Raw genomic sequence first — 23,733 nt, 5'->3', positions numbered from 1 at the left:
CGTCCACCCTGTTGCGGACCGCTTCATCGCCCTTTGAGCAGAAGCGCCTCACCCTAGCGGCCGTAGTCCGGCGTTCTCGGCGCTTCGCGCGCTGAGGCTGCGAGAGACGGGTTCTGCTCATCCTGGCGGCTCCCTTATGAAATCCGATCCGTGTACCGGACTCTGTTCCCTTTTTCTTGGAGAACTCTCCGAAGGAGCAAGCCTTGCCTGTCGAATGTCCTCTGGAGCCTGCCTGCCAAAAGGAAGGGTTGCTCCGTTCTTGCAGCCAGTCTGACTGTTCTGTTTCCGCAGAGTCTTCGAAACTTGGCCCTCGCGCGGCAGGAACTTCTGAAAAGAACATCCAGTTCGGCATTTCACTCTGTTCCCGTTTCGGCGCGGAAACCGGGATCAGGCAACCATATCCTTTATTCGGCAATACGTGGCCATGAGGGATAGGACCAAAGATTTCCGGTGTACATCGACACCATTTGCGGGCCATGGCGCCCAAACGGATTGGTGACCGTGCGGCCCATCGCAATGTCGGCCAAGGCGCTGCCGATCAAGGTCGACGACTGCGCCGTATGCCGCCCATGCCGCAGATGACGCGACTGCATGAAATGTACTCCAGCTTGCCCACGCAGCGAGCTCTTAGCGCAATAATTGCCTGTCCTGGGGGCTGCTAAACGCAGGAAATTCCGTCCAGGCACAAACTCCGCAGTCTGCCTCTGCGGGCGGCAGGTTAGGATGGTTCAAATTACCGGAGTCCCATCCATGCCCGCGCCGCTCATGCACATCGACTGCAGCCCTTCCCTCCCTCGCGAGGCGGACGTCGTCGTCATCGGCGGCGGGGTGGTGGGCGTGTTCAGCGCTTACTATCTGGCGCGCCGCGGCCTCAAGGTCGCCCTGGTCGAGAAGGGGCGTATCGCGGCCGAGCAGTCCAGCCGCAACTGGGGTTGGTGCCGCCAGCAGAACCGCGATGCGCGTGAGCTGCCGATGGCGACCAAGAGCCTCGACCTCTGGGAGAAGGTAGCACAGGAGACCGGCCAAGACACCGGCTTTCGCCGCTGCGGGCTCCTCTATCTCTCACAAGACGAAAATGAGCTGGCAGGCTGGGCGAAGTGGCGCGATTTTGCGAGAACGGTCGGCGTCACCACGCACATGCTGAGCGCGGAAGAAGCCACCGAACGGGGCAGAGCGACGCGCCGCAAATGGAAAGGTGGCGTGTTCTCGCCAACCGACGGAACGGCGGACCCTTCCAAGGCAGTGCCGGTTGCAGCGCGCGGCATCATGGCGGCGGGAGGCACCGTACATCAGCACTGCGCGGCGCGCGGGCTGGAATTGAGCGCCGGCCGGGTGAGCGCTGTCGTGACCGAAGCGGGTAGCATCCGGACAAAGACCGTGGTCATGGCCGGGGGCGCGTGGGCGTCTTCCTTCTGCAACCAGCTCGGTGTGCGTTTTCCGCAAGCTGCCGTGCGTCAGTCCATTCTGGCCGTGGCGCCAGGCGCAAACGGTCTGCCAGATGCCCTGCATACCGCTCGCATCTCTCTGACGCGGCGCAGCAACGGTGGATACACGCTGGCGATCAGCGGGCGGGCGCGTGTCGATCCAACGCCGCAACAGTTCAGGTTCAGCCGTGAGTTTGTACCTATGTTCGCCCGCCGCTGGCGCAATCTCGCCCCGGGCGCCTTCGAGGGCTGGCGTCAGGGCCACGAAAGCCTGCGCAAATGGACCCTCGACGACATCACGCCAATGGAACGGAACCGGATTCTCGACCCGAAGCCCGACATGGGGCAGATTCGGCTGACATATCGGAGAGCCTGCGAATTGATCCCCGAACTCCAACGGGTGGCGATCTCCGATGTGTGGGCGGGTTATATCGACAGTACACCCGACGGCATTCCCGCAGTCGGCGAAGTGGAGGGGATTCCGGGCTTCATCCTGGCGGCGGGATTCAGCGGTCACGGCTTCGGGATTGGCCCCGGTGCGGGGCATATGATCGCCGACATCATCGCAGGCAGCGAGCCTATTGTCGATCCGCGTCCTTATAGGCCCGAGCGTCTGAAGACCGCTGCGTGGGGCAAGGTCGCTGAATTCTGAGAAGACCGTCTTGCCAAGGTACAATCGGTCGCACACGAGATTGAGGCACCATGCGGCCAGCACCAAAAACAGGGAACTGACGATGCGCGAATATGAGATTGCCGCCATTCCTGCCGACGGGATCGGGCCAGAGGTCATTGCCGCAGGTCTCCAGGCGCTTGAGGCGCTGCAGCAACGCTGCGGCGACTTCAAGCTGCGCGTCCAGCACTTCGACTGGGGCTCGGATTACTACAAGGCCCATGGTCGGATGATGCCCGAAGATGGCGTGGCGCAACTGAAGCGCTTCGACGCCATCTTCTTTGGCGCGGTAGGCGCTCCCGACTTGCCCGACAATATCACGCTCTGGGGCCTCCGGCTGCCGATTTGCCAAGGCTTTGATCAATACGCGAACGTGCGGCCAACAAGAATATTGCCCGGGATTGTTTCGCCTCTGGCGGGTGTTGGCCCTGGCGATCTGGATTGGGTGATCGTGCGGGAGAATTCCGAGGGCGAGTATTCGGGCCACGGCGGCCGCGCCCATCGCGGCCTCCCCGAGGAGGTCGGAACCGAGGTCGCGATCTTCACGCGCGTCGGCGTCACCCGCATCATGCGCTATGCATTCCGGCTGGCGCAGTCACGGCCGCGAAAGCTCCTGACCGTGGTTACGAAATCCAACGCTCAGCGTCACGGGATGGTAATGTGGGACGAAATCGCAGCCGAGGTGGCGCAAGAGTTCCCTGACGTCGCGTGGGACAAGATGCTAGTCGATGCTATGACAGTGCGTATGACGTTGAAACCTCGGAGCCTCGATACGATCGTCGCCACCAATCTTCACGCCGACATATTGTCGGACCTTGCAGGCGCGCTCGCGGGCAGTCTCGGCGTTGCACCGACCGCCAACATTGATCCCGAGCGTCGCTATCCCTCGATGTTCGAGCCAATTCACGGCTCGGCATTCGACATCGCCGGCAAGGGTATTGCCAACCCGGTCGCCACCTTCTGGACCGCTGCCCAGATGCTCGAACATCTGGGCGAGAGCGCAGCGGCCGTGCGGTTGATGAGCGCTGTGGAAACGGTGACGAGTGAAGGCGTGCTGACGCCGGACGTGGGAGGGACAGCGACCACGCAGGAAGTGACGGACGCCGTCTGCCGAGCGATCCGCGGTTCGAACATGTGACAGGTTTCCAATGAAGCTCGACAAGATCGACATCAAGATCTTATCCCAACTGCAAAAGAACGGGCGAGTCACGAATGTCGAGCTTGCCGACCTTGTCAACCTTTCGCCGAGCCCTTGCCTGATGCGGGTGAAGAAGCTTCAGGCGGAAGGCTTCATCACCGGCTATTCCGCCCAGATCGATGTGTCCAAGCTCGGACAGACTCTAACCATCTTCACCGAAGTCACGCTCAAGCACCATCAACAGAACGACTTCGCGAGATTTCTCACCGCAATTCAGAAAGTCGATTCGGTCATCGAATGCCATCTGGTTTCAGGCGGATACGACTATCTTGTGAAGTTTGTCACAGCAGGCATCAGCGAGTACCAGACGATTATGGAGCGCATGATCGAATTGGATATCGGAATCGACAAATATTTCAGCTTCGTCGTGCTGAAGTCACCGATCGTGAAATCCCATTTGCCTCTCGACATCATTTTCGACAAATGAGAATGCAGCTCCGGCTCGGTCCTCAAGCAGCGGGCGCTCGTGCCAAGCTCCATCTTGTTGCGCGCGGCATTTGTCGAATGACGATGTCCGTTTCGGGGGAGGCCGTCATTGCCACCCTGTCGTCAAATGGCGTGAATATGAATCATGTATAGGCAGGTAGCGCGCACAGCTTGCGGAGTTGCGACAATCTCCCCTCGGGTCACAGTTGGAGCAAAGGCAACAGGCGAAAAGATGAACAAGATTGACACTTTGATCCACCGAAGAGCTGACGATCGCCGGATGACTGCGCAAGCCTGTGTATCGCGTATTCTCCGGAACGCCAAAGCCCGCGGCGTCGATATCTCTGTTGTCGGATCCCTCGCGAAAAACCGTTTCCGCGTCCACTCTGACGTAGATCTGCTGGTGCACGGACGCACTGATCCCGCGCGCCGGGCCATGGTGGAGCGCTTGGTCGCAGACCAGCTTCGGGGAACGAACATTCCTTATGACCTGATCTTTGCCTCAGACGTTTCGTCCGAACGAGTGCAGGAATTGCTTAATGGCAGCGTTTAAGCATCCGGCGTTCGCAAAACTGTCGCCAAAAATCGACCGCTGCGAAGGAACTGCAGCAAGCGAGGAATATCTGGCGAATCGGAGTGAGCTGTCACTCGGCAAATGGGGCGCGATCGCAGCAGTTCGCTGGGAGTCCACAATGTCTACAACAGCATCGAGGACATCCTGCTCAGCCTCTCCAACGACATAGACGGCCTCGTTCTCCAAGGGCCTACGATGCACCAGGACGTGCTCGATCAGATGTCGGCGGAAATTGCAGGCATCCGGCCGGCTGTGCTCGACCCCGAGCTTTATCAGTCCTTGAGTGAGTTAAACGGATTCCGTCACCTGGTGAGGCATCGGTACGGTTTTGACCTGAAAACCGACAAGGTGCAGGAAAGCCTCGACAGGGTAAAAGAGGCATTTCCGTCTTTCCTCGAGGCCATTGTTCACCTGGAAAGCACTCTTACTTAGGAAAACACGCACGACAGTGATGGCGGCGGCGACGGCTCAGGGGGCCGGGTGGTCCCTGAACAATGGCTCAGTCGTGTGCGCCGGAAGAGATTCTGCGGGCGTTGACCCCTGAGAATTGTCGGCTGGTGGCGCTGATCCATCGGTATCGACCGCAAAGCATCACGGAGCTGTGCAGGTTGGCGGCGCGTCCGCAGCCGAACGTATCCCGCTCCTTGGCGGCCCTTGAGCGGGCGGGAATTGTCTCAATGGCGGGCTCCAGGCCGAAGAGACCCGAACTCGCCGTGCAACGAGTCACGATCGACCTCGCTGAGCTTCAGAATGGCCGATGCGAGGACGACGATTCGTGGAGACAAATCGCCCGACCATCATCTTTGCTGCGCGATGGGTGACAGGGGCAAAAGTCGATCAGTGGGTGCGCCGCTGACCAGGTTTGGCAAGTGGCGGACGTGAAGCCTCGGTGACGCCGAGCCAAGCGTTCGTACAGCGGAGAAAGAAGCGTCTGGGCTGATACTTAGGCCGGGACACATGCGAAAGACCCGGGCGGCGTGAGTTTAGCCCTGGTCAATGCAATGCGCCCGCTGATCATGCCTTCATCGCTGCCCGCACATCCTTATCTTCGAGGGTTTGGTCCAGCGTCATCCGCGTGCGTTCGAGGATTCCATCAATATCGTCCTCGGTGCAGCAGAGCGGCGGCGCAAAGCCGAGGATGCCGCTGTTGAAGGCGCGGATGACAAGGCCGTTCGCCCACGCGCGCTCGAAGATGCGGCGCCCCGGATCGGCCGCCGCCGGCAGCGGTGTCTTGCGTGCCTTGTCGGTGACCAACTCGATTGCTGCCAGCATGCCGCGACCGCGAACGTCGCCAACCAGCGGGTGGTCGGCGAGCGAGCGAAGGCCTTCCATCAACCGCTTCCCCACCTTCCGCCCATTCTCGAGCAGGCCATCTTCATAGAGACGCAGACATTCGAGCCCGACCGCCGCGCTCACGGGATGGGCCGAATAGGTATAGCCATGGCCGACAGCCGCTTTGCCGGCTCCGTCCGCGATCGTATTGTACACATGGTCCGACATGAAGACGGCGCCCATCGGCACGTAGCCCGAGGTCAGTCCCTTCGCCGTGGTCATGAAATCCGGCACGACCTCGTCTTCCTCACAGGCGAAGAGAGGGCCTGTGCGGCCAAACGCAGTGATAACTTCGTCGGCAATGAACAGAATGTCGTTTTCCTTGCACACGGCGTGCAGAGCCTTCAGCCAACCTGTCGGTGGAACGAGGACACCGCCCGAACCCTGGATTGGTTCGGCGTAGAAGGCCGCAACGCGGCCCGCGCCGAGTTCTGCAATTTTGGCCCGCAGGGCCGCGACCGATGCGCCGATGATCGCCTGCGGATCGGAACCGACTGGATTGCGATAGGCGTAGTGGGAGGGAATCTTGTGCTGCCAGTCGTAAGGCACGCCGAAACCTGCGTGAAAAGCCGGGATCGCGGTCAGACCTGACCCTGCCGTCGAGGATCCATGGTAGCCGTGCTCCACCGAGATGAACTGGTCCTTTTGCGGCGTACCCTTGGCATGGTAGTAATAGCGAATGAAGCGGATCGTACTGTCGACTGCGTCGGAGCCGCCAAGCGTGAAATAGACATGGTTCAAATCGCCGGGCGCCAACTCGGCAAGCCTGGCAGCAAGGCGAATGGCAGGCTCGGATCCGAGCCCGAAATATCCCGTCGCATAGGGAAGTTCTCTTAGCTGCTTTGCCGCTGCTTCAATGACGCTTTCCTGGCCATATCCGATATTTACACACCATAGGCCGGCGAATCCGTCCAGCAGGGTTTTCCCGCTTGCATCGGTCACGGTTGCGCCTTTGGCGGATTTGAGCACCCGCACGCCCGTCTTCTCGTGGCTCCGATAGCATGAAAACGGGTGAACCAGATGTGCGCGATCGAGTTCGATCAGTGAGTTTGCCAGCATTTGCTTCCTCCGATTCAGCGTAGGGCCTGACTTACGAGAGCGTAAGTCCGGTGTGGTGCGGTTTCGTCCTTCAGCTCGTTTTCCAGCGTGATCTGCTGCGCGGTCACGGATCATTTCGGGCCTGAATTCGCCTAGGCCGAAGATAGGCCGCCGCGGACAGCAGTTCCTCCCGACCAGAACCTGAGCGATGGGCGTTTTGACTTTCCTTTGCCGCTGGCACCGCATCTTATGCCAGCACGGCTGAGAGATCGCGCTCCCGCCGAAGCTCGAAAACGAACTCAGGCGCAACTCCCTGCCAAAGCTCTCACGCAATACAAAACAATCTGCTTCAGGGCGCTCGAATGCGGCGACTAGTCTTCTGCGGTCCTCATTATGATCCTTGCTGTTAAAGGCACGCGGTGCCGACACGATTGGAAGGATCGACGCCCATGACCCAGTTCAGACCGAAATACATCACCTTCGACTGCTATGGTACGCTGACCAACTTCGACATGGCCGGTGCGGCGAGACGCGTATACGGCGCGCAGCTCTCCCCAACTGGGATGACGCAGTTCATCAAGGATTTCTCGGCCTATCGCCTCGACGAGGTTCTTGGCGCCTGGAAGCCGTACAGCGAGGTCGTGCACAATTCCGTGGAACGGACCTGCAAGCGCAACGGCGTCGCATTCCGGCCCGAAGATGCCCAGCGCATCTATGCGGAAGTGCCGACATGGGGTCCGCACCCGGATGTCCCGGCGGGCCTGGCCAAGGTCGCCAAGGAGATTCCGCTGGTGATCCTGTCGAACTCCATGAAGAGCCTGATCATGTCGAATGTGGAGAAGCTCGGCGCACCCTTTCACATGGTCATCACGGCCGAGGAGACCGGCGCCTACAAGCCCCAGATGAAGGGCTTCGAATATATGTTCGACAAGCTCGGCTGCGGCCCAGAGGACATTACACATGTGTCGTCTTCATTCCGCTACGATCTCATGACGGCCTATGATCTTGGCATCAAGAGCAAGGTCTGGGTGAACCGCGGCCATGAGCCTGCGAACCCCTTCTACGAATATACCGAAATCAAGGATATCGGCGGTCTGGCCGGCGCCGTCGGACTGGAGCCCGTTCGGGAGTTCGCCTGAACATTTTTTTGCTGGCGCAGTCGCACCAGACGAGGCGCTTGGTCGCGAAAAGAAAGGGGCGGTTTTCACCGCCCCTTTCTTGTGGTTCCAATGCTTTAGGGCTGCAAGTGTTTCCACCTGCGTGCAAGATAACTAGTTAAGCCCGCCAACATGAAGCGCCTTGACCTCGAGATATTCCTCGATGCCGAGCTGCGATCCTTCGCGCCCCACTCCCGATTGCTTGACACCGCCGAAAGGCGCAACCTCGGTCGAGATCATGCCTGTGTTGAGCCCGACCATACCGAACTCGAGCGCCTCGGCAACACGCCATGAGCGCTTGAGGTTGTCGGTGTAGAAGTAGGCGGCAAGGCCGAACGGCGTACCGTTCGCAATGGCGATGGCCTCTTCCTCCGTCTCGAAGCGAAAAAGCGGCGCCACTGGACCGAACGTCTCTTCCGATGCCAGGAGCATCCCCGTAGTAGCTTCTCCCAGCACGACGGGCCGTGCATATTGCTTACCCTCCGGCATCGTCTCGCTTTGGGCTATGATCTGCGCACCTTTCGCCTGAGCATCGGCGATGTGACGCTCGATCTTGTCGATCGCGGCTGCGTTGATCATCGGGCCGATCTCAGTGCCCTCATCTGTCCCTGCGCCAACCTTCATCCGCGTGACGCGCCGGCTCAGCTTTTCGGCGAAGGCGTCGTAAACGCCTTCCTGCACAAGAATCCGGTTCGCGCAGACGCAGGTTTGACCGCCATTGCGGAACTTGGATGCGATCACCCCTTCAACTGCCTTATCCAGATCGGCGTCGTCAAAGACGATAAAGGGTGCGTTGCCGCCAAGCTCCAGGCTCAGCCGCTTGATGCTATCGGACGCGCCACGCATGAGCAGCGCACCGACGCGGGTCGAACCGGTGAACGAGATCTTGCGCACCGTCTGATTGGCCATCAGTTCGTTGCCGATTTCGACGGGCATGCCGGTCACAATGTTGATCACGCCTGCAGGAATACCTGCCCGTTCCGCCAGAACGCCGAGCGCCAGCGCCGAGAATGGCGTAAATTCCGACGGCTTGATGACAACCGTACAACCTGCGGCCAGCGCCGGTGCTACTTTGCGTGCGATCATTGCGTTGGGGAAATTCCACGGCGTGATGATGGCGCAGACGCCGACGGGTTCTTTCAGCACCAGAATGCGGCGATCGGCCGTGGGTGAGGGAATGGTCGAACCACCGATCCGGCGCGCTTCTTCGGAGAACCATTTCACAAAAGATGCGCCATAGCGGATTTCTGCCAACGCCTCGGCAAGCGGCTTGCCCTGTTCCAGCGTCAGCAGGAGCGCGAGATCCTGTTCGTGCTGGCGGATGAGGTCGTGCCAGCGCTCCAGAAATCCTGCACGCTCGGCATGCGTCCTTTTCTTCCAGCCTTTGAAGGCCTCGGCCGCGGCAGCGATTGCCGCTCTCGTCTCGTTCTCCCCCATTGCGGGAACGGTGCCGAGAACACTTTGGCTGGCAGGGTCAATGACATCGACCGCGCCCTTCGTTTCCGCATCCCGCCAGACACCGCCAATCAGCACCTGCTGACGAAAAAGGTCGGAGTCGTTGAACATGCCAATCTTCGTCATCGCATTCATGGTCTTTCCTCTGCCCTTTCAGCTTAATCCCACCAGCACGGCCTGCATGATCGTTTCAGTCCTGTCCTTGCCTGCGATCGTGCCAATCCCCCGCGCGGTTGCGGACTCGATTGCCGACATTACTTCCGCCGCAGCGTGCCCCTCGCCCAGATGCTCGAGCATCATGGCACCGGACCAGATCGCGGCGATCGGATTGGCGACGCCGAGATGCGCGATGTCGGGCGCCGAACCATGGACCGGCTCGAACATGGAAGGCGCGCTGCGATCGGGATTGATATTGGCGGAGGCGGCGTAACCCAGCCCTCCCTGAATGGCCGCTCCAATATCCGTGAGGATGTCGCCGAAAAGGTTCGATGCGACGATTACGTCGAGGCTTTCCGGCGCCAGGACCATCCGGGCGGCAATGGCGTCGATGTGGTAGTGCGAGACCTCCACATCAGCATAGTCTTTCGCCACCTCGCGCGTGACCTCATCCCAGAAAACCATGGAGTGTTTCTGCGCGTTGGATTTGGTGACAGATGCGAGCTTCTTGCGACGCGCCCGCGCCTGTTCGAAACCGAAACGGATGATCCGTTCGACACCCGCACGCGTGAAGATCGCAGTCTCAACCGCGACCTCATCGGCCGTGCCGGAATGAACGCGCCCACCGGCGCCGGAATATTCGCCTTCCGTATTCTCGCGGATGCACAGGATATCGAAACCATCGGAGCGGAGGGGCCCCTGAACGCCCGGCAACAGCCGGTGCGGTCGTATGTTGGCGTACTGCGTGAAGCCTTTCCGGATCGGCAGGAGCAGTCCGTGAAGCGATACTGAGTCGGGCACTTCCGCGGACCAGCCCACAGCGCCGAGATAGATCGCATCGAATTTTCGGAGTGTATCGATGCCGTCTGACGGCATCATTGCACCGGTCTCCAGGTAGTAGGCGCACGACCACGGGAATCTTGTGTCATCAAGGACGAAACCGCCCTGCTTAGCCGCCGCCTGCAGCACCTGCCATGCCGCCTGCGTCACGTCCTTGCCGATGCCGTCGCCGGGGATCAGCGCTATCTTGTAGGTCTTCATGGATGGAGGTCCTCATTCGCACTGGCGTCACTGGAAACAGTAGTTGACCGCCCGCCGCATTTTCCGTCGAGGTTGAGCCCTCCGACGGCGTCGAATCGCGTCAGGCGGAACCTGGAAAGCCGATTGTTCTGGAACCGCCGCGCGCTATTCGGCCAGACCTTGAGCACTGAACTCAGTCATCAACGCAGACGTAGATCTTGCGCACGGTCTCGATCGTGCGCCAGACGCCGACGAAACCGGGTTTCATCACGAAACTGTCGCCGGCGCGGTAGGTCTTGGTCTCACCGCCCTTCTCCTCGATTTCGACGAGACCCGAAATGATATGGCAGAACTCGTAGATAGTGCCCTTGATCGAATGCGTCTCGCCGGGCGTCGCCTCCCAGACGCCGGTCAGAACCTTCTCACCTTTCGAGGCATCCTGCGCCCAGGTCTTGAAGGATGGATTGCCGGAAATGAGCCGCTCCGGAGCCGGTAATGCCTCCTTCGGCGCAAAGTCTGGAACTGTGTCGATCGTGATCAGAAGTGACATGTGATGTTTCCTTGTTAGTAGCCGAGTGTCCGATCGACGAGGCCGATCAGTTCTTCTCCGGCGCGGTGGCGCCGAATGTTGTCGACGACGGATTGTGCCGCCGTATGCGGTTGCGTCACCGAGGCGATGTGCGGCGTTATCATCACCTTCGGATGCGACCACAGCGGATGGTTTTCCGGGAGCGGTTCTGGATCGGTGACATCAAGCATCGCCGCAGATACGTGACCGGTGTCGAGCGCGTCGATCAGCGCGGTCTGGTCCAGTTGCGGACCCCTGCCGACATGCAGCAGCTGCGCCCCGGCGGGCAGTAAGTCGAAGAACTCCGCATCGAGCATGCCGTGCGTTTGTTCCGTGAGCGGGAGCAGGCAGACGAGAATATCCGTTTGCTTCAGAAAGCCCGCGAGTTGGTCCGTGCCGTGAAAGCAGGCGACGTCCTCGATCCGCTTTTCGCTGCGGCTCCACCCGGCAAGCTGAAACTCGAACGGCTTCAAGCGCTCGATAGCCGCGCGGGCCAGCATGCCAAGGCCGAGAAAGCCAACCCGGCGTTCGGCCGCCTGTCGAGCGGCAATCGGTTTCCACAAGCACTTTTTCTGCTGCTCAAGATAGGCGGGCATCTCGCGGTGGAGCGCCAACACGCCGAGCGCGACGTATTCTTGCATCATGCGTATGATGCCGTCCTCGACCATGCGCACAAGCTTCACATGGCTTGGCACTCCGTCCTGCTTGAACTGGTCGACGCCCGCGCCGATGGAAAACAGCACTTCCAGATTGCGGTAGCGCGAGATCTCGTCCGGCACCGTCCAGGTGATGAGATAGCGCACCTTCTCCGGCTCCATCTCGTCTCCGGAATGGAAGAATACCAGATCCGGGAGCTCGCGCGCGAATATCTCGCGGAAGACCGCAGCACGCGCCGCATCGGAATTGAAAAGAAACGCCATGGCGACCGCCCTTCCTTCAGGCCGCAAGACGCGCGCCGAGCCCCTCGATCATCTTCCGGCAAGCGGCGAGTTCACCGATCTCGATATACTCATTGGGACGATGGGCACGGCCGATGTCGCCAGGACCGCAAATGATCGCGTCGATGCCGGCCTGCTGGTAAAGCCCGGCCTCCGTGCCGAAGCTGACGGCTGTGAGCGGCTCCTGCCCCGTCAGCTCGGTCAGAACGGCCGCTAGCGCGCTCCCGTTCGCGGGCGCGAGGGCGGGATAGGTGCTCAACTCGTGCCACACCACATCGAAGCCGCTGTCTCGCAGGGCGAAAAGCCGGGTCTTGACAGGCTCAAGCAGGGAGGCTGGAGAAACGCCGGGCACGGCGCGCACCTCGATATCGGCTGTGCATTGGCCAGGGATGATGTTGACCGCCTGTCCACCGGCGATGACGCCCACCTGCAAGGAAGAATATGGGGGCTCGAAATTTTTATCGAGCGGCCCGTCGGCGAGGGACTGGCCGTAGACCACGGCGTATGTGATGACGCTGGCCATGGCGTGCACAGCATTGAGTCCGAGATCGGGGCGTGAGGAATGGCCGGATCGCCCCATCACCTCGAGCCGCGCGGCGGCCTTCCCCTTGTGCGCGCGCACAGGCTGCATCCGGCTCGGCTCGCCGACAATGGCGCCAAGCGGCCTCTCGCATAAGCTCGGCAACGCGGCCAGGAGATGCGGCACACCACGGCACCCCGCCTCTTCGTCATAGGAGAATGCGAGATGAACTGGCTGCCGCAGGTTCATCGCAGCAAGTCCTGGGAGCGCGGCCAATGTGCAGGCGAGGAAGCCCTTCATGTCGGTGGTGCCGCGGCCGTATAGCCTGCCGCCCTCTCCGCGCAGGACGAACGGGTCCGAGCTCCATTCCGGCTCGCCGGCCGGCACGACATCCATATGTCCGGAGATGATGTAGCCCCGACCCTGGCGCGGGCCGATCGTCACGAAGAGGTTGGACCGGTCGCCCTCGGGACCTGGCAGAACCGTCACCTCGGCTCCGGCTGCCTGACAGTAGTCGCGGATCCAATCGACGATCGCGCGGTTTGGCGTGCCCACAACAGAGGGAAATCCAATCAGCGTCGCGAGGATTTCTTCCACGTTCATGGCGGTCCGCTCTAATCGCACATTATCACCGGGTGCAACCAGCGTATCCGCAGGCAGCAGAGTTCGCTGCCGAATTGCGTCATGCTTTGGCCGAAGATTGCGAAAAAGCACCTCGAACCAGCGAAACCTGCTGGCTTTCCCGTATAATGCTACGGCAAAAGAGGCATGTCGCGACATGGCGATCGATCACAACGTCACACCGCGTGCCTTGCGCATTTGTTGAAGGATCGACTGAGATGCAGAGATCAGTACGCCTGAAATCCTTCGAACTGGTCGCGCGGGACATCAATGATGTCGACGTTGAGCTGCTGCACGCGCTGTCGATCTCAGTCCGCTGGCCTCATCGGCCGAAGGATTGGAACCTACTGCGTCGCGCCGGCCAGGGCATCGTTGCCGTTGATGGTATTGGACGCGTTTTCGGCAGCGCGATGTGGTTTCCTCACGGGGACGACTTCGCCACCATCGGCGTAGTGATCACAACGCCCCGCACGCAAGCGCAAGGAGGCGGCCGGTGGCTCATGGACCTAGTCCTCGAGCAGTGCGGCGATCGCAACTTGGCACTCAATGCTACCCATGCTGCCTATCCTCTTTATGTCTCGCTCGGTTTCACGACCGAGGCGACTGTATACATGCGCCAGGGGGAAGTCCCACCGGTCCTCCCAACAGTGCCGTCCCTGGACGGTCAATTGCAGGCGCTGTCGAGCGACAGGCTGAAGGAGATCACGGCGCTGGATACGCGCGCGTTTGGGACAAACCGCGAGAGGCTGCTCACGTTGCTCGCGGCCGATGCCTCAATCTGCACTTTGAGCCGCGGCAGCGAGATCGTTGGCTATTCCATGTGTCGCGAGTTCGGGCGTGGTCACGTGATCGGCCCGATGGTCGCGGGAAACGATTTCGACGCGGTCCATCTTACAGCCGTGCATCTGAAGGGACTGGCAGGACGATTTGCCCGCGTCGACACCCGCGAGAAGGATGGCGTGTTTGCCGCGTTTCTCCAGCAGTGCGGCCTCGGCATTGCCGAGACCGTTACGACCATGTCCAAGGGGCGCCGCTTTCTGAACCGGGAAGACAATGGGCCTTGGGTCTATGGATTGGCGGGCCACGCCTTGAGTTGAATGCAAGCACGCTCTCGCCTTCAACCAGCGGTCAGAGGACCAGGTCGATCAGTGCGGGCGTCGATCAACCGGCTTAATGGTTGCCGTCACGCGGCCGGAACGGCTGCCGCCTCGAATCTGCTCCGAAGCCCGGATTCGGTCTCCGCTGCCGGCATTATGAGCGTCCGACGCCCATCCGCCACGCCATCCACGATGACATGGCCGATGCCGCGCGAGCACGGCTCGATGCGCGCGTTGAGATGATAAATGTCCCGCAGCAGATGTGAGGTGATGATGTCCCGCGTTGGCCCGCATGCGACCAGCCGGCCGTCCGCGATGACCATTGTCTGATCGCTGAAGCGCAGGGCCTGATTGAGGTCGTGCAGGGCGATCAGCACGACCATGCCTCGCGCCCTGGCAAGTTCCCGCATGAGACCGAGCACTTCCACCTGCCGCGACAGATCGAGTGCTGATGTCGGTTCGTCCATCAGCAGGACCTCCGGCTCGCGCACCAGCGTCTGTGCCAGGCTGGCGAGTTGCCGCTGGCCGCCGGAAAGCTCGCCAATGTTGCGGAAAGCGATGTCGGCGATGCCGAGCGCCGCAAGGGTCTCGTCGATGCGAGCCAGATCATCGTCGCCCACAGACCAGCCCTTACCCTGCTTGCGGGCGAGCAACACTGACTCATAGACGGTGAGCACCGCGTTGGCGGACGTTTCCTGTGGCATGTAGCAGATGCCGCTCGTCCCGCGAATGGCCCCCTCGACATGCATTGCTCCCGGTCCTTGCAGGAGGCCGGCGATGCGCCTGAAGAGCGTCGACTTCCCGGCGGCATTCGGACCGATCACAGCCACAATGTCTCCGCCCTCGAACACTGGCGTCGTCACATCCCGAAGCCGGAGGCTCGTCCCGTAGCGCGCGCCGAGCGCCTCAAGCCGGATCGTCACCATGAGCGCCTCGTGCTGGACAGGATGAGCGAGATGAAGAAGGGGATGCCGATCAGCGAGGTGACGATGCCGATCGGGAAAACCGTCCCCGGGATAAGCGACTTGCTGACGACCGAGCTGGCCGACAGGATGAGCGCGCCCGCGAGGGCCGAGGCGGGCAGGAAGAAGCGTTGGTCCTCGCCGATGACCATGCGCGCGATGTGCGGGCCCACGAGGCCGACAAAACCTATGGTGCCGACGAAGGCGACGGGAATGGCGGCGAGGAGGCTCACCAGGATGAGCGTCTCGAGCCGCAGGCGACCGACTTTGACGCCGAAGCTGGCCGCCTTGTCCTCACCGAGCCTCAACGCCGTCAGCGCCCAGACGCGCCGGGCGAAAATGGGTAAGACTGCGAGGAGGATGAATGTGGTGACCGCAAGCTTAGGCCAGGTGGCCTTGGTGAGGCTGCCCATTGTCCAGAAGACGACTGCCGCCAGCGCTTCCGCCGACGCGAAAAACTGGACGAGCGCGAGCAGCGCGTTGAAGGTGAAAACCAGCGCGATGCCGAGCAGCACGATGGTCTCCGCGCTGACGCCGCGCTTGACGCTCAGCACATGAATTAGGAAGGCCGCCAGCATCGCCATCACGAAGGCGTTGATCGGCACTACATACTCGACTGCGGCGGGGACAAGCCTCACTCCGAAGGCAAGCGCAAGCGCAGCGCCGAAGCTCGCGGCGGCGGATATGCCGAGCGTGAAGGGGCTCGCCAGCGGGTTATTGAGGATGGTCTGCATCTGCGCGCCGGCCACGGCGAGCGCCGCCCCTACGACAATCGCCACCAGGGCCACCGGCATGCGGATGTCCCAGAGCACCACGCGCACCTGCAGCGGCACGGTGTCGGGGAACACAAGGGCCCGCACGACCTCGCCGAGGTCGTAGCGGGCGGGACCGACCGCAAGGTCGACGCACAGGCTGAAGAGCAGGGCAGCGCCGAGGCCGGCAAGGATCAACTGCCGCCGCCAAACGAGGGCGCGGTAACGCCCTCGTCCATCGGTGCTGTCGAGCGCGGTGCTGACGGCCGTCGATTCAATCGACATCGGTCAGCGAGACCCAGTGGCCGGGCCTGTATGCGATGGGCAGGAATTTCTTGTGCAACTCGCTGAAGGTCACTTCAGGATCAAGGTCGGCGAAAAGATCGGGGTGCAGCCACTTCGCCATCTGCTGGATGGCCACGAACTGATAAGGACTGTTGTAGAACTGATGCCAGATGGCATGCACCGCGCCGTCCTCGACGGCCTTCACGCCGGTCAGCGCCGGCCGCTCGGTCAGCGCCTTCAGCTTGCGCACCGCCTCCGCCTCATCACGGCCGGGGCCGACGCCCACCCAGGCACCGCCCGGTACATAGGCTTCCCACGAGCCGCCGGTGACGATGATCTGATCCGGGTCGGAGGCGATGATCTGTTCGGGATTGAGTGTGCCGAAGGTGCCGGGGATGATGTCCTTGGCGATGTTGTCACCGCCTGCCATCTCAACAAATTTGCCGAAATTGTCGTCGCCGAAGCTCATGCAGCAATCGTCCGAATAGCCGCCGGCGCGTTCGATGAAGACCTTGGGCCTTTCCGGCTTGGCCTTCTCGATTACGTCGGTAACGCGCGCGATCTCGGCGGCGCGCCAGGCGATGAATTCCTCGGCGCGCTCCTCCTTGCCGAACAGCCTGCCAAACAGGCGCATGCTAGGTTCGGTGTTGGTAAAGGGACGCTCGCGGAAATCGACATAAACCAATGGAATGCCGGCAGCGGTGAGCTTCTCGATATACTTGGCGTCTTCCGTGGCCTGCTTCGACTCGATGTTCATCACGATGACGTCGGGCTTGAGCGATATCGCCTGCTCGACGTCGAAAGTGCCGTCCTTGAAACCGCCGAACGTGGGGATATTCGCCATCCTTGGGAATTTTTCCAGATAGGCGGCGTAGCTGTCCGGATCCGCTTGGCTGAAATCCTCGCGCCAGCCAGCGATGCGCTTGAACGGATCCTCGGTCTCGAGCGCCGCGACGAGATAGACCTGCCGGCCCTCACCCAGGATTACCCTCTCGACAGGGACGTTCACCTTGACCTGGCGGCCCGTGATGTCAGTCACTGCAACCATTTCGGCCCTGGCGGCCAGCGTCATCGACAGAGCGACGATAGCGGCCGCCATCGTCGCTGCTGGGATCTTTCCGAAATTCATCGCGCCCTCTCTTGAAATGGATTAGCCAGAGGTGCCTTATTAAAGATGACTTCAATTCTCAAGAAATATCTTTTAGAGCCATTCCAGACTGGTACGACGACAAGGGGTCTGGAATGGCGGGCGAGCCCAATTATTCGCTGCGGGACGAGATACGCGACTATTGGTCGACGCGCGCCGGGACATTCGACCTTTCGGTGGGGCATGAAATCTTCTCACAGCGGGAACGCCTGGCCTGGCACAGGCTGATACTCAAGCACTTGGGGCGCGGGGATGGGCGTCGCGCTCTCGACCTCGCTTGCGGCACCGGGGTCATATCCCATCTCATGCACGACCTGGGTTATGCCGTGACCGGGCTCGATTGGTCAGAGGCCATGCTTGCCCGCGCGCGTGCAAAGGCGACGCAGAGGGAAAGCGGCATCCGGTTTCTGATCGGGGACGCCGAGCGAACCCGTGAAAACGGAGAAAGCTACGACGTCCTCGTCACCCGTCATCTCGTCTGGACGTTGGTGGATCCGCGAGCGGCGTTCGCCGAATGGTTCTCGCTGCTCAAGCCTGGCGGACGGCTGCTGATCATTGATGGTGATTGCGTCAGTAAGACCTGGGTAACCTCTCTGCGACAAGTCCTGGAAAGGGCCGTTGGCCGGACGGTCGGGCCGGTCCACAAACTGGATCAGGTGATGGCGGACCGCCATGGCAGCATCCTGTCACGGTTGCACTTTTCGCGTGGCGCCAAAGCGGACGAGGTCTGCGCGCTTCTGGTGGAGGCTGGCTTTGAGATGCCTGTGGTCGACACCCGGCTCGGCGCGATTCATCGCGCGCAGGCACGGCACATGAACTTCCTCAGGGCGCTGGAACGCTCGACGCAGCATCGCTACGCGATCTGCGCGACCAAGTCGGCCTGGTAGTTGGGCAATTCCAACGATTTCCACAATCACCTATCGGCGATCGTCGGCTCTCACCCCGCCATTCTGATCTGACATCCGTACCGCAGACAGAATCCGATTGCTCGCAGTGGTCTCTAAAGACGCGACAGCACAGGGCGAAAGACCACCGCGGAAAGAGACTTAGAAAAGAAGCTGTACGGATTGTCCCTGCGCCGAGAGCAGTTTGACGGCCTTCCGGTCAAACGAGACGAAAATCTCCCCGCCAAGCCAGCCGCCGTCAAAAGCGATCACGCCGTCCGCGAAATCGCCGCCGGCATCGAGGACTGACAGCCCTGCCTCAACTGCCGGCCGGTTGATGACAACATTCGCGGTGTTCAGCAACGCCCGGATCGCCGCGGCAATATTTTCGCGCTCTGTCTGGTACTGCCGGGCCAGAACCCAGGCGAACTCGCACAAGGCCTGCAAGCTCACGGCCACGATGTCCGCTTTGGCCAGCAGGTCGACGGCAATGGCTGCCTGCGCCTCATCATCGGCGACATAGGCGCGCAACAGCACATTCGTGTCGGCCGTAACCCTCATTCCTTGCCGGACGCGGCCGCAGCGCCCGCTTCCGCTATCGCCTCGTTGATCTCCTCGATGCTGAGCACCCGGCCGTTCGTCTTGCCTCTGAGGAAGCCGTGGAGGTCCCGGAACGACCCCTTCGCCCGTGCAGCCCTCAATTCCGCCCGACCGTCGGGCAGCAGATCAAGCTCGATCTTCTCGCCCGGTTTGATGCCCAGATGTTGCAGCACGTCCTTGCGGAACGTCACCTGTCCCCTTGTCGTCACTGTCAACGTTGTCATGTTAAACATTTCCTGTTCTCGCGCTATGATAATGCAAATCTGCATTATTATCAATGCAGATGGTCGGGGGCCAAAGCTTGGCGTCCATGCGGCGACTGAATGGCATTGATGCCTTCTAGAAAGCCGTCAGGGATCGTGGATTTGCGCTCGCCCCCTCGTTCGACTGATTCTGATGTTGGCCGAACCGGTTGATCTGCCCTGCGACGTCGGAGTTGTACAGGAGCCCTCTTTGCCGAGCAGATACTCTACGTCGCATTTATTGGCCGTAAGTTGTCAGTCCGCTACATCAAGTTCGAGCCAGAGATCAAGAAGAACGGAGCCCTCGCCCATAGGCGTCTGCCTGCGTGGGTCTGGACGGACTCACTCATGCGCAATATGAATTATGAATGGAGATGAGGCCTGCCGTGGCGCTCACATTTCGTCGCGTCGCTAAGGCAGGTGGCGCTCGTTCAATGCTGCTGCGCCGGGCGGGTTGGCCTTCTGGTCTAACGCCCCGCAGAAGTGTCGATATCAGGGGATCTGGTCAATGACCGACAACAAGCCAGACGTTACCAAGGATTGGCAAGCGACGCAGGGCCAGAAGTCCTCCGCCACGCGTCTTCGCCTTTTCGCCGCACTCTCGTGGATCGTCGCCATTGGCGGCGAGGTCTACGGAATCATGCTGCTTCGCCAGAACAAGTTCGACCAGGCACACCTGCCGCTGGTCATCGGCCTTCTGGTCGGCATCGCGATTTTCGCAATCGCCGGCAACTTGCTGTGGAAGGCGGCCAACAGGCACGATCCGGCCCGTGCATCCGACGCGGCCAGGTTCTTCTTCCAAAACCAGCTCGGCGCAATTATCACGCTGATTGCCTTCCTTCCGCTGGTTTTCTTGATCCTCACCGACAAAAACATGGATCCGCGGACCAAGAAGGTTGCCGGCGGCGTCGGCGCTGCGCTGGCCGTGCTCGCGACGGTCATGGGGATCAGTTTCAAACCCCCGTCGGTCGAGCAGTACACCCAGGATATGAACGCATGCGCGGCCCAGATCAAGTCGGGGCAGCCCACCACCGCCTGTTCGCCCGATGTCGCCGCTCAGGCGCAGGCGATCGCGACGGACACCGCCGCGGTGACGGCGGCGACGCGGGACGCGAGCCACCCCGCCGGTCAGGATGTCGTCTACTGGATCGCGCCGGAAGCCGGAGCCGCGAAGTCCGCCGAGCCGCATGTTTTCCACCTCTGCGCAGGCGTGAGTCCGCTGAAGGGCAAGACCGTGAATAGTGGCTCCGTGACGGAGGCCTACGCACAGAACGCCGTCCGCATCACGAAGCAGATCGATATGGAACAGAAGCAGTGCGGGTTCACCCCCACAACCAGCACCAACTGAACCCGCCTGCGCTCGATGGCGTCTATCGGGGCCACAGCGCCAGCCCGGAGAACAATGATGCATAGATGGACGGTGTGTGTACCCGTAGACGGTTAAAGGCCCCTACGATCGGCTTTAGAGGAGACTACGTCGATGACGAACGCGCGCGCCCTTGTCCTCGAACGCCAACACGAACTCAAGCTGCGTGACATCGATCTGCCACAGACCGTCGGCCCGGGCGAAGTTCGCATCAAGATCCATACCGTGGGCATCTGCGGCTCCGACGTGCACTACTACACCCATGGCCGCATCGGCCCGTTCGTGGTCGAAGCGCCGATGGTCTTGGGCCATGAAGCCGCCGGCACCGTCGTCGAAACGGGGGAAGGCGTCGAGCATCTGAAGGTCGGCGACCGCGTCTGCATGGAGCCGGGTATCCCCGATCCCAATTCGCGGGCAAGCCGGCTCGGCCTCTACAACATCGATCCAGCGGTCAGGTTCTGGGCAACGCCGCCGATCCACGGCGTGCTGACGCCCTATGTCGTGCACCCCGCCAACTACACTTTCAAACTGCCCGACAATGTCAGCTTCGCCGAAGGCGCGATGGTGGAGCCCTTCGCTGTCGGAATGCAGGCGGCGGCCAAAGCGAAGATTGCGCCGGGTGACACCGCGGTGGTAATTGGCGCCGGGCCGATCGGCACGATGGTGGCGATCGCCGCGCTCGCCGGCGGCTGCGCCCGCGCCGTTGTTGCAGATCTCGCCCAACCCAAGCTCGACATTGCCGCCGGCTACCAGGGTGTGATCCCGGTCAACATCCGCGACAAGAGCCTGCCGGCGGAGGTCAAGCGCCTGACCGACGGCTGGGGCACCGACGTCGTCTTTGAATGTTCCGGCTCGACCAAAGCCTGGGAGACGTTGCTCGATCTGCCGCGGCCCGGTGGTACCGTGGTGGTGGTCGGCCTGCCGGTCGCGCCGGTGGCGTTCGACATCGCTACGGCCTCTACCAAGGAAATCCGCATCGAGACGGTGTTCCGATATGCCCACCAGTATGACCGGGCGATCGCACTGATGGGATCGGGCCGGGTCGATCTCAAACCATTGATTTCGGCGACCTTCCCCTTCGAAGATTCCATTGCCGCTTTCGACCGCGCAGTCGAAGCCCGGCCGGCGGACGTAAAGCTTCAGATCCGATTGCCGGATTAGCGAGTTCCAAAGCTCCGGGCTGTCCTCCCGATCGTTCCTTGGGCTGCCAAAGTTGGCGGCGGCCCTGTGCGCTTTTGATGCTGACACAAGGGCATTTACCGGCGGCGCTCCCTCCAAGAACAACTCCATACCCGGCGATGACGGCATCCTGTAGGACCACGAGTAAATCCCTTGAGCGCTGAGGGGACCGACACTTGACAAATCGGCGGCCGTCCGACACGTTCTTAACAAAAGACACAACAAACTTACAAAAGTTCAAGTTGGCACAATCTGGCCGATAGGGAGAAGGCCGATGCGTCTCTGTGACCGAGCGGAGATTTGCGCGTGAGCACGCTGGCCGTGACCCGCGAAACGCCCAGATGGGCCCTGCCCCGGTTCATGACGGCCGAGCATCCTTTCCCCTGGCTCGCGCCGATCACGGTGATGCTTCTCGTTTTCGGCATCTATCCCCTCGCCTATTCAGTCTGGCTTTCGTTTCACAAACGCAATGTCGTCTCCCGGCAACTTGACTTCGCCGGGCTCCACCAATGGACGCGTGCCTTCTCGGATGCGCGCATGTGGCATTCGCTGGAAACCACGCTGATCTACACCTTCGTCGCGCTTGCGGTTCAGCTTGCGCTCGGCATCCTCATCGCGCTTCTGCTTGACACCGATCGCAAAGGTTACGGCGTGCTGCGGGCGCTGATGACACTGCCGCTGGTGGTGCCGCCTGCGGTAACCGGAATGATGTTCCTGCTGATGCAGGACGGTTCTTTCGGTGTCCTGTCGTTTTACCTGTATGCCCTCGACCTGGTCTCGCCGGCACAGCCGATCCTGACGCAGCCGGGAACCGCATTGGCGGCGATCCTGCTGGCTGACATATGGCAATGGACGCCGTTCATGGTGCTCATCATCCTGGCAGGGCTCAGGGCGCTGCCGAAGGAACCTTTCGAGGCCGCGGCGATCGACGGTGCCAACGGCATCCAGACGTTCTGGCGGCTCACATTGCCGATGCTGCGCAAGGTGATAGCGGTCGCGGTGCTGATCCGCGGCGTCGATCTCTTTCGCATCTACGACTACGTTTACATCATCACCGCTGGCGGGCCAGGCACGGCCACCGAGACGCTTTCATTCTACGCGGGGCGAATCTACTTCACCGGAGACTTCCCCTATGCCGCGACCCTGTCGCTGATCGTGCTCGTCGTCTTGATTGTCGTGTCGAACCTCTTCGTCAGGCTGTTCAAGGTGAGGTTCTGATGGAGTCGTCGCGCGCCCAAACGATCGCCCGTGACGTGCTCGCCGTCCTGGTGGTGGCGATCTTCATGTTCCCGATCGCTTGGTGGGCCCTGTCGTCCATCAAACCCTATTCGGCGATCTTCGATCGCAGCGGACCGGTTTACACCGGTTTCACGCCGACGCCGGACAACTACCGCGTGACGTTGCTTGGCGTTTCGCGCGTCGACATCGGCATGGAACAGGGCGGCGAAGCGGCCGGGGTCATCAAGGGGGGCGCGAGTTCCTACGATTCCCGCCAGTCGTTGCTCGACAGCGCCGTCATAGCCGTCGGATCGACAGCGCTGACGCTGCTGCTGGCAACTCTGGCCGCCTATTGCCTGTCGCGAATGCAGTTCAGCGGCCAGCAGTCCTTTCTGTTCTGGATTCTTTCGCAGCGCTTCATGCCGCCAATCGCGATCGTCATTCCGATCGTTTTCATGTTCCGCGATCTCGGCTTGCGCGATACCTATACGGGGCTCATCCTCGTTCACAGTCTGATCAATCTGCCGCTGGCGGTTTTGCTTTTGAAGTCGTTCTTCGACGACGTCCCGCGCGAGGTCGATGAGGCGGCACTGATCGACGGCGCGACGCGCTGGCAGACGTTCCGGCGCGTGGTCCTTCCTATGGTCAAGGGCGGCATCGCTGCGACGGCTGTGCTGTGTTTCATCTTTTCGTGGACCGAGTTCCTGCTCTCACTGTTCCTAACGACGTCGATCCGCACCGTGCCGGTGAAGATTTCGACCTTTGTCACCTCGACCGCAACCGAGTGGGGCTACATCACAGCGCTCGGCACGTCCGCGATCATACCCAGCTTCATCTTTATCCTGCTGGTTCAACGGCATCTGGTCCGCGGCCTCACCCTCGGGTCCCTGAAGGAGTGAGGCGC

At 61.2% G+C, this 23,733-nt stretch carries 25 protein-coding genes; 13 read left to right on the top strand and 12 right to left on the bottom strand.

Annotation, left to right across the window (positions count from 1 at the left end; translation table 11 throughout):
* Positions 1–404 precede the first annotated feature (404 nt).
* Positions 405–593 (bottom strand): hypothetical protein, encoded by a 189-nt coding sequence (locus NKJ84_RS18940; RefSeq protein ID WP_352507723.1) that lies wholly within the window; start codon positions 591–593, stop codon positions 405–407.
* 157 nt (positions 594–750) lie between these two features.
* On the opposite strand from NKJ84_RS18940, the gene NKJ84_RS18935 reads away from it, so the two are divergent.
* From NKJ84_RS18935 to NKJ84_RS18910, 6 genes are all read left to right on the top strand, one after another.
* Positions 751–2,076, top strand: a complete 1,326-nt coding sequence (locus NKJ84_RS18935) for an NAD(P)/FAD-dependent oxidoreductase (protein ID WP_352507722.1) — start codon at positions 751–753, stop codon at positions 2,074–2,076.
* Between the two features lie 82 nt (positions 2,077–2,158).
* Positions 2,159–3,232, top strand: coding sequence for a tartrate dehydrogenase (locus NKJ84_RS18930; protein ID WP_352507721.1), 1,074 nt, complete (start codon positions 2,159–2,161; stop codon positions 3,230–3,232).
* A 10-nt stretch (positions 3,233–3,242) separates the two neighbouring features.
* A complete protein-coding gene (locus tag NKJ84_RS18925) occupies positions 3,243–3,719 on the top strand; it encodes an Lrp/AsnC family transcriptional regulator (RefSeq protein ID WP_023718597.1) in 477 nt (158 codons plus the stop codon).
* Positions 3,720–3,950: 231 nt separating this feature from the next.
* Positions 3,951–4,271, top strand: a complete 321-nt coding sequence (locus NKJ84_RS18920; RefSeq protein ID WP_352507720.1) for a nucleotidyltransferase domain-containing protein — start codon at positions 3,951–3,953, stop codon at positions 4,269–4,271.
* A gap of 102 nt (positions 4,272–4,373) precedes the next feature.
* Complete coding sequence (locus tag NKJ84_RS18915; protein ID WP_352507718.1) at positions 4,374–4,724, top strand: ribonuclease toxin HepT-like protein; 351 nt, start codon at positions 4,374–4,376, stop codon at positions 4,722–4,724.
* Between the two features lie 62 nt (positions 4,725–4,786).
* A complete protein-coding gene (locus NKJ84_RS18910; protein ID WP_352507717.1) occupies positions 4,787–5,113 on the top strand; it encodes an HVO_A0114 family putative DNA-binding protein in 327 nt (108 codons plus the stop codon).
* Positions 5,114–5,306: 193 nt separating this feature from the next.
* Here NKJ84_RS18910 and NKJ84_RS18905 read toward each other — a convergent pair whose 3' ends face one another.
* Positions 5,307–6,683 carry an aspartate aminotransferase family protein gene (locus NKJ84_RS18905; protein ID WP_352507715.1) on the bottom strand — a complete coding sequence of 459 codons (1,377 nt, stop codon included), beginning with the start codon at positions 6,681–6,683 and terminating at the stop codon, positions 5,307–5,309.
* Positions 6,684–7,111: 428 nt separating this feature from the next.
* On the opposite strand from NKJ84_RS18905, the gene NKJ84_RS18900 reads away from it, so the two are divergent.
* The gene (locus NKJ84_RS18900) at positions 7,112–7,801 is read left to right on the top strand and encodes a haloacid dehalogenase type II (protein ID WP_352507713.1); all 690 of its coding nucleotides are present in this window, start codon (positions 7,112–7,114) and stop codon (positions 7,799–7,801) included.
* A 132-nt stretch (positions 7,802–7,933) separates the two neighbouring features.
* On the opposite strand, the gene NKJ84_RS18895 is transcribed toward NKJ84_RS18900, so the two are convergent.
* From NKJ84_RS18895 to argE, 5 genes are all read right to left on the bottom strand, one after another.
* Complete coding sequence (locus NKJ84_RS18895) at positions 7,934–9,409, bottom strand: NAD-dependent succinate-semialdehyde dehydrogenase (RefSeq protein ID WP_352507712.1); 1,476 nt, start codon at positions 9,407–9,409, stop codon at positions 7,934–7,936.
* An 18-nt stretch (positions 9,410–9,427) separates the two neighbouring features.
* Positions 9,428–10,471, bottom strand: a complete 1,044-nt coding sequence (locus NKJ84_RS18890) for a tartrate dehydrogenase (protein ID WP_352507710.1) — start codon at positions 10,469–10,471, stop codon at positions 9,428–9,430.
* Positions 10,472–10,643: 172 nt separating this feature from the next.
* Positions 10,644–11,000, bottom strand: coding sequence for a cupin domain-containing protein (locus NKJ84_RS18885; RefSeq protein ID WP_352507708.1), 357 nt, complete (start codon positions 10,998–11,000; stop codon positions 10,644–10,646).
* Between the two features lie 14 nt (positions 11,001–11,014).
* Entirely contained in the window at positions 11,015–11,938 is a 924-nt protein-coding gene (locus NKJ84_RS18880; RefSeq protein WP_352507707.1) for a 2-hydroxyacid dehydrogenase, read from the bottom strand.
* Between the two features lie 16 nt (positions 11,939–11,954).
* Positions 11,955–13,079 carry an acetylornithine deacetylase gene (argE, locus tag NKJ84_RS18875; protein ID WP_352507705.1) on the bottom strand — a complete coding sequence of 375 codons (1,125 nt, stop codon included), beginning with the start codon at positions 13,077–13,079 and terminating at the stop codon, positions 11,955–11,957.
* A 236-nt stretch (positions 13,080–13,315) separates the two neighbouring features.
* Between argE and NKJ84_RS18870 the strand changes: the two genes are divergently transcribed.
* Positions 13,316–14,194, top strand: a complete 879-nt coding sequence (locus NKJ84_RS18870) for a GNAT family N-acetyltransferase (RefSeq protein ID WP_352507704.1) — start codon at positions 13,316–13,318, stop codon at positions 14,192–14,194.
* Between the two features lie 86 nt (positions 14,195–14,280).
* Here NKJ84_RS18870 and NKJ84_RS18865 read toward each other — a convergent pair whose 3' ends face one another.
* The 3 genes from NKJ84_RS18865 to NKJ84_RS18855 are packed head-to-tail and all read right to left on the bottom strand — an operon-like array spanning position 14,281 to position 17,292.
* Positions 14,281–15,120, bottom strand: a complete 840-nt coding sequence (locus NKJ84_RS18865) for an ABC transporter ATP-binding protein (protein ID WP_352507703.1) — start codon at positions 15,118–15,120, stop codon at positions 14,281–14,283.
* Entirely contained in the window at positions 15,114–16,193 is a 1,080-nt protein-coding gene (locus tag NKJ84_RS18860; protein WP_352507701.1) for a FecCD family ABC transporter permease, read from the bottom strand. Before NKJ84_RS18860 ends, NKJ84_RS18865 begins: the two co-directional genes overlap by 7 nt.
* Positions 16,183–17,292, bottom strand: coding sequence for an ABC transporter substrate-binding protein (locus NKJ84_RS18855; RefSeq protein ID WP_352507766.1), 1,110 nt, complete (start codon positions 17,290–17,292; stop codon positions 16,183–16,185). Before NKJ84_RS18855 ends, NKJ84_RS18860 begins: the two co-directional genes overlap by 11 nt.
* Positions 17,293–17,435: 143 nt before the next feature.
* Here NKJ84_RS18855 and NKJ84_RS18850 point away from each other — a divergent pair, with 143 nt between their 5' ends.
* A complete protein-coding gene (locus NKJ84_RS18850) occupies positions 17,436–18,227 on the top strand; it encodes a class I SAM-dependent methyltransferase (RefSeq protein ID WP_352507699.1) in 792 nt (263 codons plus the stop codon).
* Between the two features lie 159 nt (positions 18,228–18,386).
* Here NKJ84_RS18850 and NKJ84_RS18845 read toward each other — a convergent pair whose 3' ends face one another.
* A complete protein-coding gene (locus NKJ84_RS18845) occupies positions 18,387–18,785 on the bottom strand; it encodes a type II toxin-antitoxin system VapC family toxin (protein WP_352507698.1) in 399 nt (132 codons plus the stop codon).
* The gene (locus NKJ84_RS18840; RefSeq protein ID WP_352507697.1) at positions 18,782–19,048 is read right to left on the bottom strand and encodes an AbrB/MazE/SpoVT family DNA-binding domain-containing protein; all 267 of its coding nucleotides are present in this window, start codon (positions 19,046–19,048) and stop codon (positions 18,782–18,784) included. The genes NKJ84_RS18845 and NKJ84_RS18840 overlap by 4 nt, the downstream gene beginning before the upstream one ends.
* A gap of 526 nt (positions 19,049–19,574) precedes the next feature.
* Between NKJ84_RS18840 and NKJ84_RS18835 the strand changes: the two genes are divergently transcribed.
* From NKJ84_RS18835 to NKJ84_RS18820, 4 genes are all read left to right on the top strand, one after another.
* Positions 19,575–20,414, top strand: a complete 840-nt coding sequence (locus NKJ84_RS18835) for a hypothetical protein (protein WP_352507696.1) — start codon at positions 19,575–19,577, stop codon at positions 20,412–20,414.
* 132 nt (positions 20,415–20,546) lie between these two features.
* Positions 20,547–21,593 carry an NAD(P)-dependent alcohol dehydrogenase gene (locus NKJ84_RS18830; RefSeq protein ID WP_352507694.1) on the top strand — a complete coding sequence of 349 codons (1,047 nt, stop codon included), beginning with the start codon at positions 20,547–20,549 and terminating at the stop codon, positions 21,591–21,593.
* Positions 21,594–21,917: 324 nt separating this feature from the next.
* Positions 21,918–22,829 carry a carbohydrate ABC transporter permease gene (locus NKJ84_RS18825; protein ID WP_352507692.1) on the top strand — a complete coding sequence of 304 codons (912 nt, stop codon included), beginning with the start codon at positions 21,918–21,920 and terminating at the stop codon, positions 22,827–22,829.
* Positions 22,829–23,728, top strand: coding sequence for a carbohydrate ABC transporter permease (locus NKJ84_RS18820; RefSeq protein ID WP_352455511.1), 900 nt, complete (start codon positions 22,829–22,831; stop codon positions 23,726–23,728). Before NKJ84_RS18825 ends, NKJ84_RS18820 begins: the two co-directional genes overlap by 1 nt.
* Positions 23,729–23,733 lie beyond the last annotated feature (5 nt).

The organism is Mesorhizobium sp. M0048, from assembly GCF_040323405.1.
GTDB lineage: Bacteria > Pseudomonadota > Alphaproteobacteria > Rhizobiales > Rhizobiaceae > Mesorhizobium.
This window is presented reverse-complemented; position numbering and strand designations above follow the sequence as displayed.